Consider the following 20249-nt stretch of genomic DNA (forward strand, 5'->3'; position numbering starts at 1 on the left):
TCTCCTTAATCAAATTTCATGCGGGCAGTTTTCAAATTGATGATGGCTAATGCACCCACCAATAAGAAGATCAATGTTGCAATTGCTGCGGCCAGACCAAAATCCTGCCCACCACCACCTTCAAATGCGATACGGTAGGTATAATTCACTAAAAGATCGGTATAACCCGCTGGGGTCGATGTACCAATATGATCAGGTTTACCCGTGGTTAGCAATTGAATCAGGACAAAGTTATTAAAATTAAAAGCAAAACTGGCAATCATCAACGGCGTTAATGGCTTAATCAATAATGGAAAAGTAATTTTGGTGAAATTCTGCCACGGCCCTGCGCCATCAAGTGCTGATGCCTCATAAAGATCATCAGGGATAGATTTCAGCAAGCCCATGCAAAGAATCATCATATAGGGATAACCCAACCACATATTTACAATAATCAACATGGTTCGAGCCAATGTCGGATCTGTAAACCAATCCGGTTTAAAACCAAACAACCCATTTAGCACCAGATTAATTTCACCAAAACTCTGGTTAAACAATCCCTTGAAAATCAGAATGGAAATAAACGAAGGAACAGCATAAGGTAAAATAAGCAGTACACGGTAAATCGCTCGTCCCTTAAGCGCTTCCCACTGTACAATGCACGCGAGAGCCATCCCCAGGGTAACCGTCAATACCACTGTCGCCAGGGAGAAAACCATTGTCCAGACAAAAATGGACAGAAAAGGTTTTTGGATACCTTCATCCTGTATCACCCGTAAGAAGTTTTTCCAACCAATAGAAACCGTAAATCCAGGACTTAACGTTTCCTTAGTCCATTCTCCTTCAATATTAATGGATTGGTAGAACCCTGTATCCATATTCGGCTGGTATCGTATACCAGTTTGTTTATCGGTCAGTGTAATCCCATCTTCATCAAGGGAATAAAGAGGATTTATAGCAGAGAACTGACGTAAGGAACTCATTCTCAGTTTACTGCCATCAGGAAGAACGACTACCAATTGATTCAATGCCTGCCGATATTGAGTAATAGTACGCAATGTCGCAGCATTGCCTTCAAGTTTTTTCTCCTGTTCATGAAGAGACAGAATAATTTCTTCCGTTCCCGCAAGAGAAAAAGGCTCAGATACCAATAAGTGGGTGCTATCAGGAGCGCTCAAAGCCAAAACCCACTGTTCAGATACCGGATAGAGTTTGAAATTAAATGGTTCCCCTGTCTGATAGTGGCGACTCATTAATACCGTTTGAGCACGTTCAAAAGTTAACTGGTTGGTATTGCTGTAATTTGTAAAAGCAATAGCAATCGTGCAGATAAGCGGAAACAGTATAAATATCCCTATTCCAGCAATCCCAGGATAGGTATAGCGCCAAACATATGCTTTCCGGTTAGAAAAAACATAGATACCGCTTCCCAGTAATACCAGTGTCACCATAGCAAACAGGTACTCTCCCTGTGCATACATCAGCACAACCAGATAACCTGTAAAAAGTAGGCAAATACCTACAGCAAACCATTTCAGGGCAGGATGCTGCCACCATACTGTTTTTTCTAATGTCGCTGACATCTTGCACTTCCTGTTACCAACAATTGTGACTATCCAACATCATCACAATAAGAGCTAAGGCTCCTTAAACTCAGGAGCCTGTCACTCGTTTATTTTGTCATTCTCGCTTCAGCATCATTAAGGGCAGCATCTATTGTCTGACGCCCACTGACCGTGTTAAGAACAGCGCTACGCATTGCGTACCAGAAACTACTCATTTGGGAAATATTCGGCATAATTTCGCCGTTTTGGGCATTTGCCATCGTGGCCGCAATACGTGGATCTTTCGCCAGGATCTCCTGATAGGATTTCAAAGCCACCGCTCCCAGTGGTTTATCTTTGTCCATCGTTGCCAACCCTTCATTGGTAAGCAGATAATTTTCCAAAAATTCTTTGGCTAACTCTTTATTAGGACTGGCCGCATTAATTCCCGCAGTTAAAATGCCAACAAAAGGTTTAGAGGGTTTTCCTTTAAAGGTTGGTAATAGGGTAACACCGTAATTGATCTTACTTTTATCGACATTCGCCCATGCCCAAGGACCATTAATCGTCATTGCTGCTTTACCTTTATTAAAGGCAGCTTCAGCGATGGAGTAATCGATATCGGCATTGAGATGTTTATTTTTGACTAAATCAACCAGAAATTTCAGCCCCGCTTTAGAACCCGTATTATTCACTCCGCTGTCTTTAACATTATAAGTACCGTTCTCTGCCTTGTAGGCATATCCACCATCAGCAGCAATCAGCGGCCAAGTAAAATACGGTTCCTGCAAATTGAACATCAGTGCACTTTTATTTTGCTTTTTCAGCTCATTATCCAAGGCAGGGATTTCTTCCCATGTTTTAGGCGGAGATTTAATCAAGTCTTTATTGTAGATAAGAGAAAGGGCTTCAACTGCGACAGGGTATCCTACTAATTTTCCGTCATAACGAACGGCATCCCATGTAAAGGGAAATAGCTTATCAATAAATGACTTATCAGGCGTGATTTCAGCAACTAACCCTGACTGTGCATAGCCACCAAAGCGATCATGTGCCCAGAAAATAATATCCGGCCCATCTCCACTGGCTGCAATCTGGGTATATTTCTCTTCCAGTTTGTCAGGATGCTCAACGGTGACAGGAATCCCCGTTTCTTTTGCAAATTTCTCACCAACCTGTGCCAGTCCGTTATAACCTTTATCACCATTGATCCAAATGACCAACTTTCCTTCTTCCGGTTTTGCAAAAACCGAAGCAGACAATACACATGTTGTTAAAACGGAAAGCATCAGGGTACGAGTCCCCACTTTTAAAATTTTCTTGGTCATCATTCCGCCTTTTTCATTTGTTAGTTCAAGATAATTATCTTTGTTACATCGCGATAAAATGTCACCAGTGTGCAATCAATGTAAAAAAGACTCATCCTCCCCAGTCCTACGCCTCATACCGTATGAGTGTGAACTAGCTTACAAAAATAATTAAAATCAGAACGTTAACATCAAGACAGCATCCTTTTTTGCGATTTAAATCACATCTTACCTGACAATTTTCTTCTTTCTTTCTCAATCGCATTAATCTCGTCATCCTGGCTCCTCCACCACTAAAAATGCTGGGATGGAGGATTTTCGCGCCTGTTATTTTATACACAATCCAGCCATCAGTTTTTCATTAAGTTTCTCGCTGCGACAAATAGAAAACGAAGACGAATCGGAAACGAACAAAAAACTGAGGTGGCAAATCCGAGGGAGGGAACAAATGTCTAGCGTCACATTCCGCAATGTATCTAAATCATATGGTGAAACTATCATCTCCAAAGATCTTAATCTTGATATTCAGGAAGGGGAATTCGTCGTATTTGTCGGCCCATCGGGATGTGGGAAATCGACATTGCTAAGGATGATCGCAGGATTGGAAGACGTTACGTCCGGTGATTTGCTGATAGACGGAAAACGAATGAATGATGTTCCACCCGCCAAACGCAGCATCGGCATGGTTTTTCAATCTTATGCACTGTATCCCCATCTTTCTGTTGCAGACAATATGTCATTCGGCATGAAGCTGGCGGGTGTCAAAAAAAGCGATATCCACAAACGAGTGCAACAAGTTGCAGAAACCCTCCAGCTTGCCCATTTACTGGAACGCCGTCCTAAGGCACTGTCCGGCGGCCAACGCCAGCGAGTCGCCATTGGCCGAACTCTCGTTGCTGAACCCAATATCTTTCTGCTGGATGAACCGCTTTCTAATCTGGATGCGGCTTTGCGTGTACAGATGAGAATTGAAATTTCACGTCTACACAAACGACTACAACGTACAATGGTCTATGTAACCCATGATCAAACCGAAGCCATGACTCTGGCAGATAAAATTGTGGTTCTGGATGGAGGCAATATAGCTCAGGTCGGTAAGCCACTTGAAATTTATCACTATCCTGCCAATCGCTTTGTCGCAGGTTTCATTGGTTCACCGAAAATGAATTTCCTGCCAGTCAAAGTCTCAGCGATTGCTGTTGATCAGGTACAGATCATCCTGCCTAACGGTCAGCCAGTCTGGTTGCCAGTTGAAAGCAAAGGGCTAACTGTCGGTAGCAATGTATCTTTGGGAATTCGCCCCGAGCATCTTTTGCCTAATGATGTAGCCGATGTTACGTTAGAGGGGACAGTACAGATCGTGGAACAACTGGGGAACGAAACTCAGATTCACATCCGCATACCTGCCATTCATCAAAATTTGGTTTACCGCCAACCTGATATTGTTCTCGTTAAAGAAGGTGCAGATTTCTCTATCGGACTCGCTCCCCACCGATGTCATCTTTTCCGTGAAGATGGAACTGCATGTCAGCGTTTACATAAAGAACCCGGAATCTAGATCCGCGGCTATAAAAAATAACAGGAGAATCATTATGCGTATATTGTCTCTCTCATTGGCTATGCTAACCGGTTTATTTTCGATGCAAGCCCTTGCTGTTGACTTCCACGGTTATGCCCGTTCAGGTATTGGTTGGACAGGTAGTGGCGGTGAGCAAAAGTGTGCCAAAGCCACTGGTGCAGCAAGTAAATACCGTCTCGGCAACGAATGTGAAACCTACGCCGAACTTAAGTTAGGGCAAGAGTTATGGAAAGAAGGGAATAAAAGTTTCTATTTTGATACCAATTTAGCCTATTCCGTCAGTCAGCAAAAAGACTGGGAAGATACAAACCCTGGTTTTCGTGAAGTCAACGTGAAAGCAACCAATATTATTGATTGGCTGCCTGGTTCAACACTGTGGGCGGGTAAACGTTTCTACCAGCGTCACGATGTACATATGATTGACTTCTATTACTGGGATATTTCCGGTCCTGGCGCAGGATTGGAAAATATTGACCTTGGGTTTGGTAAGCTTTCCTTCGCGGTGACCCGTAATACAGAAGCAGGCGGTTCATACGGGTGGATTAATAATAACCGCACGGAGGCCCCAAATACTTCAAATGACATTTTTGATATACGGTTAGCCAACTTACCTGTCAATGCCGGTGGCACACTAGAATTTGGTATCGATTATGGGCGTGCTAATACACGTAAGGGATACCAGCTTGATAAGCAAGCATCCAAAGATGGTGTGATGCTGACTGCCGAACATACCCAAAGCCTGTTAGGTGGTTTCAACAAATTTGTCTTACAGTACGCAACTGATGCCATGACTTCCAGCGGTAATGGGCGTGCCGAAGGTGCTAATGTGAATAATGACGGGCATATGCTGCGCATCCTGAATCATGGAGCCATTAGTATCACCAAGAAATGGGATCTCATGTATGCCGCCATGTATCAAGACATTGACCTCGACAATAACAATGGCAACACATGGTACACCGTGGGTGTTCGCCCAATGTATAAGTGGACTCCGATAATGAGTACCTTAATGGAGGTGGGTTATGACCACGTGAAATCACAACGCACTAAGGAAAACAATAACCAGTTCAAGGTCACTCTGGCTCAACAGTGGCAAGCGGGTGACAGCATCTGGTCACGCCCGGCTATCCGTTTATTTACTTCTTACTCCAAATGGAATGAAAAATGGGGTTATGACGACAGCATTGCCGCCAAAGATACAGCAGCACATCAATTCAGTCGTGGGAACAGCGATGAGTTTACATTTGGTGCCCAATTTGAGGCTTGGTGGTAATGAAAAAGCAATTACTCTCACTTTGTCTCAGTGCCCTGCTCTGCAACTTAATTCCGGCGAGTTATGCTACATCAGATACTGCACTGTCTGACACAACAAAATCAGGCATAGAGACAACCAACTCTGCCCCAACGTTATCTTTGCCAACCTTGCAGAAATTACAGTGGCAGCCCATTAATACTCATAGTACACAGACTTTTATTCTTGATAGCGCATCACAGCAGCTTAATGATGGTCATATCCAAGGTGCGGTAGCCACATTTGCTTTACCGGCCAATCAGGGTTCATTGGAAATCACTCTGAACAGTCTGATAAAAGACAAGCAAGTATACTCACCGAATGTTTTAGTCTTTGATGAACAACTCCACCCTGCGGCTTTCTATCCAAGCCACTACTTCCGCTATCAACAACCGAGTATTATGTCCACCGATAGACTTGAGGGTGTGTTAAAGCTGACACCGGCATTGGGACAACAACGAATTTATTTGCTGATTTATACCACCCGTTCTGATTTACAAACTTCGACACAAATGGTCGATCCTGCTAAAGCTTATGCTAAAGGTGTCGGTAATTCTGTGCCAGATATTCCAGATCCGATCGCTCGCCATACAGCAACAGGTACATTAACGTTAAAAGTACAATCAGAAAGCAATGCAGGCAACGTTCTGATAGGCCAGGTATTTTCTCCACCTGCACCTAAACCGATCACAGTTGGTTCTACACAAACAGTATTTACATCACCGGTAAGAACAACCCCGGCCGATGTACCACAAACTACTGCCCCAGTAGTTAAACCTGTACTGAACGACACCGAACGGTATTTCAATGACGCTATCAAAAGAGCTATTAACCATGATGATGTTGATAAGGCATTGAAACTATTAGATGAAGCAGAACGACTTGGGTCTCCAACTGCACGGGATACTTTTATCAAGACGATAAAATACAAAAAATAAATTTATTCATCAAATCATTATAGCGAGATATTTAACTTAAGAGCCTAAGGGAATAGGCTCTTAAAAGATATACGCGATAAACTTCAAGTTGCAATCCACAAGACGACGCGAGGCCTTATATTTCCCCGCTGCGCAGGGAAATATAACACGCATCTTGAAGTTGGATTGGTATACTAGTTCATTATCCTTATCAGATGAATTTTCATTGCATAGCATTACTAACATCATATTTACTTAAAGTAATCCATAAACCCTTTCTTATTCAGATAATCCTTTATTTTTACACAGAATTTATAAAACAAACATATAAACATTAGTAACAGTAAAACACCCAAAATCAACCTAGGAATTATTAATGAAAATATAATGCAGAATAAAATCCCTATGGAAAGTAATGAAACAACAGCTTCCTTCATGGCAACCTTAAATATCCATGCAAAAAACCTGATAATGCACTTTATAATGTTATAAAAAACTTCCAATATTATTCCCAGGAAATCCATCACATCTATCCTCAGTAAAAAATATCATATTAGAGTATTCTCTTGCTATTTATAAATTAAATGATTTTACATCCTACATTCAATTATCGTGATATTACGATAAAGCCGAATTGGAAAAACAGATCAACAGCGCCAAGCAAGCCATTGCAATAATATAAACAATTCGTCTCATTTCAATTTTCCATCCAATAAAAAATGCCCTCTACCAGAGAGGGCATTTTCACGATTAGCTATATCTATATTTAGCTATAGGTATGCTACGCATCGCGATTATTCGTTATCGCTGCTGCTACCAAAACCTGCATTCAACAACTCAGCAAGATTTGCAGAGGCTTCGTCAACGCTAAATTGTGGCGCTTCAACCACATCGTTTTCTTGACGACGACGGATGCGATCCTGATGGTAAGCATAACCTGTACCCGCAGGGATCAGACGACCAACGATGACGTTCTCTTTCAGGCCACGCAGTTCATCACGTTTACCTGCAACAGCGGCCTCAGTCAGAACGCGGGTTGTTTCCTGGAACGATGCCGCAGAGATGAAGGATTCTGTTGCCAATGATGCCTTGGTGATACCCAACAGGTCACGATGGAAGAGAGCGGGTACTTTGCCATCCTGCTCCAGTTTGCGGTTCGAAACCTTAACGCGTGCGTATTCAACCTGCTCACCTTCAAGGAATTCGGAGCTACCCGCATTCGCAATAGTTGCTTTACGCAGCATCTGACGAACGATAACTTCAATGTGTTTATCGTTAATCTTAACGCCTTGCAGACGGTAAACTTCCTGTACTTCGTTAGTGATGTAACGAGCAACCGCGTGAACACCACGCAGGCGCAGAATGTCATGTGGAGATTCTGGGCCATCGGAGATCACGTCACCACGTTCAACAACCTCACCTTCGAACACGTTGAGCTGACGCCATTTAGGGATCATCTCTTCGTAAGGTTCATCACCAACCAACGGAGTAATGACCAGACGGCGCTTGCCTTTGGTTTCTTTACCGAAAGAAACGATACCGCTGATTTCTGCCAGGATAGCAGGCTCTTTCGGACGACGAGCTTCGAACAGGTCCGCAACACGTGGCAGACCACCGGTGATATCTTTAGTACCCCCAGATTCCTGAGGAATACGCGCCAATGTATCACCCGCAGAGATGGACATACCATCTTCCAGCTGAACGATCGCTTTACCCGGCAGGAAGTACTGAGCAGGCATATCTGTACCTAGGATCAGAACGTCGTTACCCTGGGCGTCTACGATTTTCAGTGCCGGACGCAGGTCTTTACCACTACCGGTACGCTCTGCGCTATCCAGAACCACCAGTGAAGACAGTCCGGTCAGCTCATCCGTCTGACGGGTAATGGTTTGACCATCAACCATGTCGTAGAACTGGATAATACCGGATACTTCACTCACGATTGGCATAGTGTGTGGGTCCCAGTTCGCAACGGTTTCACCGCCGGTTACTGTCTCACCATCACCTTTGGTCAATACCGAGCCGTAAGGGACTTTATAGCTCTCTTTGGTACGACCGAAATCGTCGATCAGGCGCAATTCGGTATTACGAGAGGTAATAACCAGTTTGCTTGCTGAGTTCGTCACGAATTTCGCGTTGATCAGTTTCAGATGACCTTTGTTACGTACCTGAATACTGGATTCTGCTGCCGCACGAGATGCCGCACCACCGATGTGGAACGTACGCATCGTCAACTGTGTACCTGGTTCACCGATTGACTGTGCCGCGATAACACCGATCGCTTCACCTTTGTTGATCAGGTGACCACGAGCAAGGTCACGACCGTAACAGTTCGCACAAACACCAAAGTCAGTTTCACAACTTACTACGGAGCGTACTTTCACGCTGTCAACGGAGTTCTCTTCTAACAGATCACACCATTTTTCATTCAGCAACGTGTTACGTGGAACCAGAATATCCGCTGTACCTGTACCTGGTTTCAGGATGTCTTCCGCCGCCACACGACCCAATACACGCTCACGCAGTGGCTCTTTAACATCACCACCTTCGATAACTGGAGTCATCAGGATGCCATCGTGAGTACCACAGTCATCTTCAGTCACTACCAAGTCTTGGGCAACATCAACCAGACGGCGGGTCAGGTAACCGGAGTTCGCCGTTTTCAATGCGGTATCCGCAAGACCTTTACGAGCACCGTGGGTTGAGATGAAGTACTGAAGTACGTTCAGACCTTCACGGAAGTTCGCGGTAATTGGGGTTTCGATGATGGAACCATCTGGCGTTGCCATCAGACCACGCATCCCCGCCAACTGACGGATCTGAGCCGCAGAACCACGCGCACCGGAGTCGGCCATCATAAAGATGTTGTTGAAAGAAACCTGTTGTTCTTCTTCACCGTTACGGTTAATCACTGTTTCAGAAGACAGGTTTTCCATCATCGCTTTAGCAACACGTTCGTTCGCCGCAGCCCAGATATCGATAACTTTGTTATAGCGTTCGCCAGCCGTTACCAGACCTGACTGGAACTGTTCCTGAATTTCGGCCACTTCCGCTTCAGCTTCCGCGATGATGCCTTCTTTCTTCTCAGGAATAACCATGTCATCAATACCTACGGATACCCCTGAACGGGCAGCGTAAGCAAAACCGGTATACATGGTCTGGTCAGCCAAAATAACGGTTGGTTTCAGACCCAGTATGCGGTAACAGGTATTCAGCATCTTAGAGATAGCTTTTTTACCCAGTGGCTGGTTAATCAGTGAGTAAGGCAGGCCTCTTGGTACGATCATCCACAGAATGGCACGACCGATAGTGGTGTCAACCAACCCAGTATTGGTGGTGACATTACCTTCGCCATCTCTCACTTCTTCAGTGATACGCACTTTGACACGGGCATGCAGAGAAGCCAGACCTGCGCGGTATACGCGCTCTGCTTCTTTAGGGCCGGTCAAAACCATGCCTTCGCCTTTCGCGTTAACACAGTCACGGGTCATGTAGTACAGACCCAATACAACGTCCTGAGATGGAACGATGATGGGTTCACCGCTCGCTGGAGACAGGATGTTGTTGGTAGACATCATCAACGCACGCGCTTCCAACTGAGCTTCCAGTGTCAACGGTACGTGAACAGCCATCTGGTCACCGTCGAAGTCGGCGTTATATGCCGCACACACGAGTGGGTGCAACTGAATAGCTTTACCTTCGATCAGAACGGGTTCAAATGCCTGAATACCCAAACGGTGAAGGGTTGGTGCACGGTTCAGCAGAACAGGGTGCTCACGGATGACTTCATCCAGGATATCCCATACCACAGCTTCTTCACGCTCAACCATTTTCTTGGCGGCTTTGATAGTCGTCGCCAGGCCACGCAGTTCCAGTTTGCCGTAAATAAATGGCTTGAACAGTTCCAGTGCCATCTTCTTAGGAAGACCACACTGATGCAGACGCAGGTATGGACCTACGGTAATGACGGAACGGCCTGAATAGTCAACACGTTTACCCAGCAAGTTCTGACGGAAACGACCCTGTTTACCCTTGATCATGTCTGCCAGGGATTTCAGAGGGCGTTTGTTAGAACCGGTAATCGCACGACCGCGACGACCATTGTCCAGCAGCGCATCCACCGCTTCCTGCAACATACGTTTTTCGTTACGTACGATGATATCTGGTGCAGCCAGATCCAACAGGCGCTTCAAACGGTTGTTACGGTTAATAACGCGACGATACAGATCGTTCAGGTCTGAAGTTGCGAAACGACCGCCATCCAGTGGAACCAGTGGACGCAAATCCGGTGGCAGAACTGGCAGAACGGTCAGAACCATCCACTCTGGTTTGTTGCCAGACTGAATGAACGCTTCCAGCAGTTTAATACGCTTGGTCAGCTTCTTACGCTTGGTTTCAGAGTTGGTTTCATTCAGCTCTTCGCGCAAGGTTTCGCATTCGTTTTCCAGATCGATGCTTTTCAGCAAGGCCTGGATTGCTTCTGCACCCATTTTGGCGTCAAATTCATCACCGAACTCTTCCAGTGCATCCAGATACTGTTCTTCAGTCAGGATTTGGCTACGCTCAAGATTGGTCATCCCCCCTTCAACAACCACATAGGATTCGAAGTATAGTACGCGTTCAATATCGCGCAGAGGCATATCCAGCAATAAACCGATGCGGGATGGCAGAGATTTCAGGAACCAGATGTGAGCGGTTGGAGATGCCAGCTCAATGTGACCCATACGATCACGACGAACTTTAGTCTGGGTTACTTCAACGCCACATTTCTCACAAATCACACCACGGTGTTTCAAACGCTTGTATTTACCACACAAGCATTCGTAATCTTTTACTGGCCCGAAAATACGCGCACAGAAAAGACCGTCACGCTCAGGCTTGAACGTACGGTAGTTAATAGTTTCCGGCTTTTTTACTTCCCCGAATGACCACGAACGGATCATATCTGGAGAGGCCAGAGCAATTTTGATCGCATCAAACTCTTCGGTCTTAGTTTGCGCTTTCAGAAACTTCAATAAGTCTTTCACGAAATGGCTCCTGTCGGAGTTAGACCTGTTAGGTGAGTGGCCCATGCCACTCCCCTCTATAACCAGTATAACCACTGGGACCAGTGCAACCTCTGGCGGGTAAACTGCCCGACATTCTTATGTTTCAACATACGGCCGGGCAGTACCAGCGGGAAAACGATTTATTCGTCTTCCAGCTCGATGTTGATACCCAACGAACGGATTTCTTTCAGCAATACGTTGAAAGATTCCGGCATGCCTGGTTCCATCTGGTGGTTACCATCCACGATGTTTTTATACATCTTGGTTCGACCGTTAACATCGTCGGATTTAACGGTGAGCATTTCTTGCAGGGTGTACGCCGCACCGTATGCTTCCAATGCCCAAACTTCCATCTCACCGAAGCGCTGTCCACCGAACTGTGCCTTACCACCCAGCGGCTGCTGAGTCACCAGACTGTAAGAACCGGTAGAACGGGCGTGCATCTTGTCATCAACCAAGTGGTTCAGTTTCAGCATGTACATGTAACCAACGGTTACCTGACGCTCGAATTGTTCACCTGTACGGCCGTCGAACAGCGTGATTTGACCGGAAGTCGGCAAGCCACTCAGTTTCAACAACTCTTTGATTTCGGTCTCTTTTGCACCATCAAAGACCGGCGTTGCGATAGGCATACCTTTTTTCAAGTTTTCTGCCAGACGCATCACTTCTTCATCAGTGAAGGTGCCCAAGTCAACTTTCTGACGGGTATCATCACCCAGATCATAAGCTTTCTGGATAAATTCACGCAGTTTGGCAACTTCCTGCTGCTGTTTCAGCATTGCATTGATCTTGTCACCAATGCCTTTTGCCGCCATACCCAGGTGAGTTTCCAGAATCTGACCGATGTTCATACGTGATGGTACGCCCAGCGGGTTCAGTACGATGTCCACTGGTGTGCCGTTTTCATCGTAAGGCATGTCTTCGATCGGGTTGATCTTGGAGATAACACCTTTGTTACCGTGACGACCTGCCATCTTGTCACCAGGCTGGATCTGACGTTTCACAGCCAGATACACTTTGACAATTTTCAGTACGCCCGGTGCCAGATCGTCGCCCTGAGTGATCTTACGGCGTTTAGCATCCAGTTTTTTCTCGAACTCTACTTTCAGTTCGTCGTACTGTTCTGCCAACTGCTCTAGCTGATTTTGTTTTTCTTCATCAGCCAGGCCCAGTTCCAGCCAACGCCCACGAGGAAGTTTGCTGAGTTTTTCCGCTTCAACACCACCGGCAACCAGTACAGAGTGAATACGTGCAAACAGGCCAGCTTCGAAAATTTGCAGTTCTTCTGTCAGGTCTTTCTTAGCCTCACGCAACTGCATCTCTTCGATTTCCAACGCACGCTTGTCTTTCTCTACACCATCACGGGTAAAGACTTGTACGTCGATAACAGTACCAGAAACACCATTTGGTACGCGCAGTGAGGAGTCTTTCACATCAGACGCTTTCTCACCGAAGATCGCACGCAACAGTTTTTCTTCTGGAGTTAGCTGAGTTTCACCTTTTGGTGTCACCTTACCAACCAGAATGTCGCCGCCTTTCACTTCCGCACCGATATAAACGATACCGGATTCGTCCAGTTTAGACAGTGCAGCTTCACCCACGTTAGGGATGTCAGCCGTAATCTCTTCAGGTCCCAGTTTAGTGTCACGAGACACACAAGCCAGTTCCTGAATGTGAATAGTGGTGAAACGGTCTTCCTGAACAACACGCTCAGAGACGAGGATGGAGTCTTCGAAGTTATAACCATTCCAAGGCATGAACGCCACACGCATGTTCTGACCCAGTGCCAGTTCACCCAAGTCAGTGGATGGACCATCAGCCAGTACGTCACCGCGTTCTACCAATTCACCCAAAGAAACACATGGTGTCTGGTTGATACACGTGTTTTGGTTTGAGCGGGTATATTTGGTCAGGTTATAGATATCAATGCCCGCTTCACCTGCGTACATTTCATCTTCGTTAACCTTGATAACAATACGGGATGCGTCAACGTACTGAACCACACCGCCGCGTTTAGCTACTGAGGTTACACCGGAGTCAACCGCTACCGCACGTTCCATACCTGTTCCGACCAGCGGCTTATCAGCGCGCAGAGTTGGAACCGCCTGACGTTGCATGTTCGCACCCATCAATGCACGGTTGGCGTCATCGTGTTCAAGGAATGGGATCAGAGAAGCACCGACGGACACAATCTGTTGTGTCGAAACGTCCATGTACTGAACCTGATCACGGTTGAACAAGCTGGATTCATCGTAATGACGGCACGTGACCAATTCTTCAACGAAATGGCCTTCTTCATCCAATACGGTGCTCGCCTGAGCAATAACGTAGTTACCTTCTTCGATTGCAGACAAGTAGTGGATTTCATCAGTCACTACGCCATCACGAACCAAGCGATAAGGCGTTTCAAGGAAACCATACTCATTGGTACGCGCATAAACGGACAATGAGTTAATCAAACCGATGTTTGGACCTTCAGGCGTTTCGATTGGACATACACGACCGTAGTGAGTTGGGTGTACATCTCGAACTTCAAAGCCTGCACGCTCACGGGTCAGACCGCCTGGACCCAACGCAGAAATACGGCGTTTATGGGTGATTTCAGACAGTGGGTTGTTCTGATCCATGAACTGGGACAGCTGGCTCGAACCAAAGAACTCTTTCACCGCCGCAGAAATTGGTTTGGCGTTGATCATGTCCTGTGGCATCAGGGTATCCAGATCGCCCAGAGACAAACGCTCTTTCACTGCACGTTCTACACGAACCAAGCCGACGCGGAACTGGTTTTCAGCCATTTCACCAACGGAACGGATACGACGGTTGCCCAAGTGGTCGATATCGTCGACTTCACCTTTACCGTTACGGATATCGATGAGCTTCTTCATCACGTCAATGATGTCTTCTTTGCTCAGGATACCGGAACCTTCAATCTCTTCACGATCTAGCGAACGGTTGAACTTCATACGACCAACCGCCGACAGATCATAACGATCTTCAGAGAAGAACAAGTTCTCAAACAGGTTTTCTGCGGCTTCACGTGTTGGTGGTTCACCCGGACGCATCATGCGATAGATTTCAACCAGTGCGCTCAGGCGATCATTGGTTGGGTCAACACGCAGGGTTTCGGAAATATAAGCACCGTGGTCCAGATCATTGGTAAACAGGGTCTCGATAGATTTGTAACCAGACTGACTCAAACGGGCCAGTAGATCCAAAGAGAGTTCCATGTTAGCGGTACAGATGACTTCACCTGTGTTCTGGTCGATGTAATCTTTTGCTACAACTTTACCCGCAATATATTCAACAGGCACCTCAATACGGTCTACCTGCTCTTTTTCTAACTGGCGGATATGACGAGCTGTGATACGACGGCCTTTTTCAACATAAACCTTGCCGTTTGCTTCGATATCAAATGAAGCAGTCTCGCCACGCAGACGCTCTGGAACCAGGATCATCTGCAATTTATTGTCGCGAATTTCGAAAACGGTTTTTTTGAAGAACAGATTCAGGATGTCTTCAGAGGAATAACCCATCGCACGCAGAATAATCGAAGCCGGCAACTTACGGCGGCGGTCGATACGCACAAACAGGTTATCTTTTGGATCAAATTCGAAATCTAACCACGAACCACGGTAAGGAATGATACGTGCATTATACAGTACCTTACCGGATGAATGGGTTTTACCCTTATCGCTATCAAAGAAAACGCCTGGGCTACGATGCAACTGAGATACAATAACGCGCTCAGTACCGTTGATAACGAAAGTCCCGTTATCAGTCATGAGTGGAATTTCACCCATGTAGACTTCTTGTTCTTTGATGTCTTTAACTGTGCCTTCTGGCGCTTCGCGCTCATAGATCACCAGACGCAGCTTAACGCGCAGAGGTGCGGAGAAAGTCACTCCACGGATCTGACACTCTTTGACATCAAAGACAGGTTCACCAAGACGGTAGCTTACATATTGCAGCTCTGAATTACCGCTGTAGCTCTGAATTGGAAACACTGAACGGAAGGCCGCTTCCAGTCCATTCTGGCCTTCAGGATCTTGCTCGATAAACTTCTGGAACGAGTCAAGTTGGATAGAAAGAAGGTATGGAACATCCAACACTTGTGGACGTTTACCAAAATCCTTACGAATACGTTTTTTCTCGGTATAGGAGTAAACCATAGGGTTCCTCAGCTCGCTGATAAGTGACCCACTCTGTCCGCCCTTAAGGACAGCACGCTGCAACACTATTTTTTCGAACAGAAAACAGAATATTTTCCGTAATACTCATGACTATTACTCTTACATCATTTCATTGCGTTACCTTACTACCGAGCTACCGAGTGGATAGTAGCTGAGAACGCAGTATATTAAGTCGTCAATAGGATGAAGTATTTTGGGTTTATTAGTAGCCAAACAGTGTGAAATGCTACTAATTCCCTATTGATGCCTTTCAGACAAATCTGACTTTCAGACAATGCCCTTACAGCGCAAAAAGGCTGGCGATTAAAAAATCGCCAGCCGCCAGCCTTATAAAATCAGGCTGCGAACTTCAAACAGATCTTACTTGATCTCAACAGAAGCACCTGCTTCTTCCAGAGATTTTTTCAGAGCTTCAGCGTCGTCTTTGCTGATGCCTTCTTTCAGTGCTGCTGGTGCGCTTTCAACCAGGTCTTTCGCTTCTTTCAGACCCAGGCCAGTTGCGCCACGTACTGCTTTGATTACAGCAACTTTGTTAGCACCAACGCCAGTCAGGATGACGTCGAATTCAGTTTTTTCTTCAACAACTTCAGCAGCACCACCAACTACAGCTACAGCTGCAGCAGCAGAAACGCCGAATTTTTCTTCCATCATGCTGATCAGTTCAACAACGTCCATTACAGACATTTCTGCAACTGCGTCCAGAATTTGTTCTTTAGTGATAGACATAACAAGTGTTCCTAAAATTCAGAAAAAATTTATACGTTAAAAAGCAACGAAGGAAATAAGCAATTAAGCAGCTTCTTTCTGATCGCGTAGCGCAGCCAGAGTGCGAACCAGTTTGCCTGCAGAGGCTTCTTTCATGGTTGCCATCAGGCGTGCGATTGCTTCTTCGTAAGTTGGGAGTGTTGCCAGACGATCGATGTTGCTCGCTGGGATAAACTCACCTTCAAAGGCTGCTGCTTTAATCTCGAATGCTGGGTTCGCTTTCGCGAAATCTTTGAACAAACGAGCAGCTGCGCCCGGATGTTCGTTAGAAAAAGCAATCAAGGTTGGACCAACAAACGCTTCTTTCAGGCACTCAAACTCAGTACCTTCAACAGCACGGCGCATCAGAGTGTTACGAACAACACGCATATAAACGCCAGCTTCGCGACCTGCTTTACGCAGTTCAGTCATTTTATCTACGGTAACGCCGCGAGAATCCGCAACAACCGCAGACAGCGCGCCTTTGGCTACTTCGCTGACTTCAGCAACAATCGCTTGTTTGTCTTGAAGATTTAGTGCCATTAGCTTCTTGCTCCTGGATTAACCGGGCAAACCCGGGACTCACTTCACTCAAAACACCAAATTGTGCCTGAGCGCTGAAACACGGTGAGCAGAATCCAGAAAATAAATTTCATTTGGCTCTGTCACCGTCTACGCAGGATATTAAGTAATTACTTACGCCTGCGGTCTTGGACGGGGCTTGGATCAGGCCAAGCTCCAACCGAAAACTTGTTATTTGCCGATACTGCCTTATTTTCCGAAGGCTGTGTGATAAAACACACTGATCAGGCAAATTTGAAGCGTCAGATTTTAGACAAATCTGACGCTAAGGTAAAGCGTTATTCTCAGCTTAAATCATTAAGCTGATGCGTTCAGACTAGACTGGTCGATCGCAACACCTGCACCCATGGTAGTAGACAGGCTAACTTTCTTAACGTAAATACCTTTAGCTGAAGATGGTTTCGCTTTTTTCAGCGCAACCAGCAGAGTTTCCAGGTTTTCTTTCAGTTTGTCAGCTTCGAAGTCAACTTTACCGATAGTCGTGTGGATGATACCGTTCTTGTCGTTACGGTAACGAACCTGACCCGCTTTAGCGTTTTGTACAGCTTCAGCAACGTTAGGCGTTACAGTACCCACTTTCGGGTTTGGCATCAGACCACGTGGGCCCAGGATTTGACCCAGTTGGCCAACAACGCGCATTGCATCTGGAGATGCGATAACAACGTCGAAGTCCATCTCGCCTTTCTTAACCAATTCAGCCAGATCTTCCATACCTACCAGTTCAGCACCAGCAGCTTTAGCCGCTTCAGCGTTTGCACCCTGAGTAAATACAGCAACACGTACTGAACGGCCAGTACCGTGTGGCAGTACAGTTGCACCACGAACGTTCTGGTCAGATTTACGAGCATCAATGCCAAGATTAACAGCTATGTCAACGCTTTCTACGAATTTAGCAGTAGCCAATTCTTTCAGCAGAGTAATAGCTTCGTTGATGTCATATTGTTTAGTTGCATCAACTTTTTCACGGATAGTGCGCATGCGCTTAGTCAGTTTAGCCATTGATTAACCCTCCACTACCAGGCCCATGGAACGAGCAGTACCTTCGATTGAACGCATCATCGCGTCAACGTCAGCACCAGTCATGTCCGCAGCTTTAGTTTCAGCAATTTCACGAATCTGAGCGCTGGTTACTTTACCAACTTTTTCTTTGTTCGGTTTGCCAGAACCAGATTTGATGCCTGCTGCTTTCTTCAGCAGAACAGCCGCTGGTGGGGTTTTGGTAACGAAAGTGAAAGAACGGTCTGCGTAAACAGTAATAACAACTGGAATTGGCAAGCCTTTTTCAATGCTTTCAGTTTTAGCATTGAACGCTTTACAGAATTCCATGATGTTAACACCCTGCTGACCCAGAGCTGGACCAACTGGTGGGCTTGGGTTAGCCATACCCGCTGCAACTTGCAGCTTAACGTAGGCTTGTACTTTCTTAGCCATTTATTTTTCCTCTATGCGGGTCTTATCGCCTCAAAATGAGGCTCCCCTGACGATTTGAACCCCGTCTATTAAAGACCAGGTCACTAAAAACTTTAATTAACCTAATATTATCTCAGTATCATCTCAAAATGATGCCTGGATAAAAAACAAAAGGCGCGAAATTATATGCTAATTTCACACCCTTTGCAAGCATAAGCGCTTACTTAATCACCAGATTAGGCTTTCTCTACCTGGCTGAAATCCAGCTCAACAGGTGTAGCACGACCAAAGATAGAAACCGAGACTTTCAAGCGGCTCTTCTCGTAATCGACTTCTTCCACCACACCATTGAAGTCTGCAAACGGACCATCACTGACTCGAACCATTTCGCCTGGTTCGAACAGAGTTTTTGGCCGTGGTTTATCACCAACCTGTTGAAGACGATTCATGATCGCATCAACTTCTTTATCGCTGATTGGTGCTGGGCGGTCAGAGGTGCCACCGATAAAACCCATTACGCGAGGTACACTACGAACCAAATGCCAAGTCGCATCGTTCATTACCATCTGTACCAGGACATAGCCAGGGAAGAATTTACGCTCGCTTTTACGGCGCTGACCACTACGGATCTCAACAACTTCTTCTGTCGGCACCATCACTTCGCCAAAAAAATCTTCCATCTCTTGTAATTTGATATGTTCACGCAGAGATTGAGCGACGCGACCTTCAAACCCAGAAAATGCCTGGATGACATACCAACGCTTTTTTGGGGATTCAGACATTTTTAAAACCTCAGGCCTGTAATAAATGAAACTAAACGCACCAGAATACCATCAAGCCCCCACAAAATAAGAGACATGACAGCCGTCACAGCTGCAACAATCAAAGTCGTATGCAGTGCTTCCTGGCGAGTTGGCCAAATGACTTTACGCATTTCAATGCGGGCTTCACGGGCAAATGCTAACGCAGCTTTACCTTTTACAGTCCACAATGCAACTGCTCCTGCAAGGGCCACAATAGCAACCACGGCTATCGCGCGCAGAGGCAGGTTATACTCTCGGTAATAGTAATTACCCACAATAGCAACCACCAGTAGCATCGCCACCAATAGCCACTTTGCTATATCAAGACCACGCCCGCTTTCTTGAGCATCGCTATTCGCACTCATAAACCAACCTGTAACTATATGTAAGTAACTATGATGTAAATAGATAGCCAGCTTGCCTCGCAAGAGCAAAACAAATCAGACCGAACCCAAAGATAATTGTAATTGTATCTGACTCGGCACCAAAATTCAGCAGGACTTTTGTATCTTAATGATATTTAAGCCCATCCGTTGTATCAGAGCCTATCTCACCAATAATTAAGAATAGCAATCAAACAGCAATTTATCTGCTATTAATTGCCCAATAATGAACAACTATTGATGAGATAGGTTCTTCTTAAGACAACGTATAAAAAGGGCATCTATCGATGCCCTTCTAAAATGAACACATTAAAAAAATTATGCGATCACTTTAGCAACAACACCGGCACCTACAGTACGGCCACCTTCACGGATGGCGAAACGCAGACCTTCGTCCATTGCGATTGGGGCAATCAGGTTAACTACCATGTTGATGTTGTCACCTGGCATGACCATCTCTACGCCTTCTGGC

The 20249-nt window shown here is 45.8% G+C and carries 13 protein-coding genes and 1 pseudogene; 3 read left to right on the forward strand and 11 right to left on the reverse strand.

From position 1 onward, the window contains the following. Window positions 1-5 precede the first annotated feature (5 nt). Window positions 6-1562, reverse strand: a complete 1557-nt coding sequence (malF, locus tag ABLA76_RS04365; protein WP_348987002.1) for a maltose ABC transporter permease MalF — start codon at window positions 1560-1562, stop codon at window positions 6-8. A gap of 89 nt (window positions 1563-1651) precedes the next feature. Then, on the reverse strand, window positions 1652-2851 hold the full coding sequence (gene malE, locus ABLA76_RS04370; RefSeq protein WP_348987003.1) for a maltose/maltodextrin ABC transporter substrate-binding protein MalE: 1200 nt from the start codon (window positions 2849-2851) through the stop codon (window positions 1652-1654). Window positions 2852-3278: 427 nt separating this feature from the next. Between malE and malK the strand changes: the two genes are divergently transcribed. Genes malK through malM form a run of 3 tightly spaced genes read left to right on the forward strand, consistent with a single transcriptional unit; the run spans window position 3279 to window position 6638 of the window. Next, window positions 3279-4388: a maltose/maltodextrin ABC transporter ATP-binding protein MalK gene (malK, locus tag ABLA76_RS04375; RefSeq protein WP_348987004.1), complete on the forward strand. Its 1110-nt coding sequence runs from the start codon at window positions 3279-3281 to the stop codon at window positions 4386-4388. Window positions 4389-4422: 34 nt separating this feature from the next. Further along, complete coding sequence (locus ABLA76_RS04380; RefSeq protein ID WP_348987005.1) at window positions 4423-5682, forward strand: maltoporin; 1260 nt, start codon at window positions 4423-4425, stop codon at window positions 5680-5682. Beyond that, a complete protein-coding gene (gene malM, locus ABLA76_RS04385; RefSeq protein ID WP_348987006.1) occupies window positions 5682-6638 on the forward strand; it encodes a maltose operon protein MalM in 957 nt (318 codons plus the stop codon). Before ABLA76_RS04380 ends, malM begins: the two co-directional genes overlap by 1 nt. A 773-nt stretch (window positions 6639-7411) precedes the next feature. On the opposite strand, the gene rpoC is transcribed toward malM, so the two are convergent. From rpoC to tuf, 9 genes and pseudogenes are all read right to left on the reverse strand, one after another. Further along, on the reverse strand, window positions 7412-11644 hold the full coding sequence (gene rpoC, locus ABLA76_RS04390) for a DNA-directed RNA polymerase subunit beta' (RefSeq protein ID WP_348987007.1): 4233 nt from the start codon (window positions 11642-11644) through the stop codon (window positions 7412-7414). Between the two features lie 161 nt (window positions 11645-11805). After that, window positions 11806-15834, reverse strand: coding sequence for a DNA-directed RNA polymerase subunit beta (gene rpoB / locus ABLA76_RS04395; protein WP_348987008.1), 4029 nt, complete (start codon window positions 15832-15834; stop codon window positions 11806-11808). Window positions 15835-16215: 381 nt separating this feature from the next. Next, window positions 16216-16581: a 50S ribosomal protein L7/L12 gene (gene rplL / locus ABLA76_RS04400; protein ID WP_047770773.1), complete on the reverse strand. Its 366-nt coding sequence runs from the start codon at window positions 16579-16581 to the stop codon at window positions 16216-16218. 63 nt (window positions 16582-16644) lie between these two features. Then, on the reverse strand, window positions 16645-17142 hold the full coding sequence (gene rplJ, locus ABLA76_RS04405) for a 50S ribosomal protein L10 (protein WP_047770772.1): 498 nt from the start codon (window positions 17140-17142) through the stop codon (window positions 16645-16647). A gap of 336 nt (window positions 17143-17478) precedes the next feature. Beyond that, window positions 17479-18180 (reverse strand): 50S ribosomal protein L1, encoded by a 702-nt coding sequence (gene rplA / locus ABLA76_RS04410; RefSeq protein ID WP_348987009.1) that lies wholly within the window; start codon window positions 18178-18180, stop codon window positions 17479-17481. A 3-nt stretch (window positions 18181-18183) separates the two neighbouring features. Beyond that, window positions 18184-18612, reverse strand: a complete 429-nt coding sequence (gene rplK / locus ABLA76_RS04415; RefSeq protein ID WP_038260747.1) for a 50S ribosomal protein L11 — start codon at window positions 18610-18612, stop codon at window positions 18184-18186. Between the two features lie 215 nt (window positions 18613-18827). Next, window positions 18828-19373, reverse strand: a complete 546-nt coding sequence (gene nusG / locus ABLA76_RS04420) for a transcription termination/antitermination protein NusG (RefSeq protein WP_047770770.1) — start codon at window positions 19371-19373, stop codon at window positions 18828-18830. Between the two features lie 2 nt (window positions 19374-19375). Further along, complete coding sequence (secE, locus tag ABLA76_RS04425) at window positions 19376-19759, reverse strand: preprotein translocase subunit SecE (RefSeq protein ID WP_047770769.1); 384 nt, start codon at window positions 19757-19759, stop codon at window positions 19376-19378. Window positions 19760-20095: 336 nt separating this feature from the next. Further along, window positions 20096-20249, reverse strand: a pseudogene (gene tuf, locus ABLA76_RS04430) (elongation factor Tu); the annotation flags it as partial.

Origin of the sequence: Xenorhabdus sp. SGI240 (assembly GCF_040081915.1) — a bacterium.
Lineage (GTDB): Bacteria > Pseudomonadota > Gammaproteobacteria > Enterobacterales > Enterobacteriaceae > Xenorhabdus > Xenorhabdus bakwenae.

Coding starts and splice junctions, on each gene's coding strand:
- malF (WP_348987002.1), bottom strand. CDS start 1,562: ATGTCAGCGACATTAGAAAAAACAGTATGGTGGCAGCATCCTGCCCTG.
- malE (WP_348987003.1), bottom strand. CDS start 2,851: ATGACCAAGAAAATTTTAAAAGTGGGGACTCGTACCCTGATGCTTTCC.
- malK (WP_348987004.1), top strand. CDS start 3,279: ATGTCTAGCGTCACATTCCGCAATGTATCTAAATCATATGGTGAAACT.
- ABLA76_RS04380 (WP_348987005.1), top strand. CDS start 4,423: ATGCGTATATTGTCTCTCTCATTGGCTATGCTAACCGGTTTATTTTCG.
- malM (WP_348987006.1), top strand. CDS start 5,682: ATGAAAAAGCAATTACTCTCACTTTGTCTCAGTGCCCTGCTCTGCAAC.
- rpoB (WP_348987008.1), bottom strand. CDS start 15,834: ATGGTTTACTCCTATACCGAGAAAAAACGTATTCGTAAGGATTTTGGT.
- rplL (WP_047770773.1), bottom strand. CDS start 16,581: ATGTCTATCACTAAAGAACAAATTCTGGACGCAGTTGCAGAAATGTCT.
- rplJ (WP_047770772.1), bottom strand. CDS start 17,142: ATGGCACTAAATCTTCAAGACAAACAAGCGATTGTTGCTGAAGTCAGC.
- rplA (WP_348987009.1), bottom strand. CDS start 18,180: ATGGCTAAACTGACTAAGCGCATGCGCACTATCCGTGAAAAAGTTGAT.
- rplK (WP_038260747.1), bottom strand. CDS start 18,612: ATGGCTAAGAAAGTACAAGCCTACGTTAAGCTGCAAGTTGCAGCGGGT.
- nusG (WP_047770770.1), bottom strand. CDS start 19,373: ATGTCTGAATCCCCAAAAAAGCGTTGGTATGTCATCCAGGCATTTTCT.
- secE (WP_047770769.1), bottom strand. CDS start 19,759: ATGAGTGCGAATAGCGATGCTCAAGAAAGCGGGCGTGGTCTTGATATA.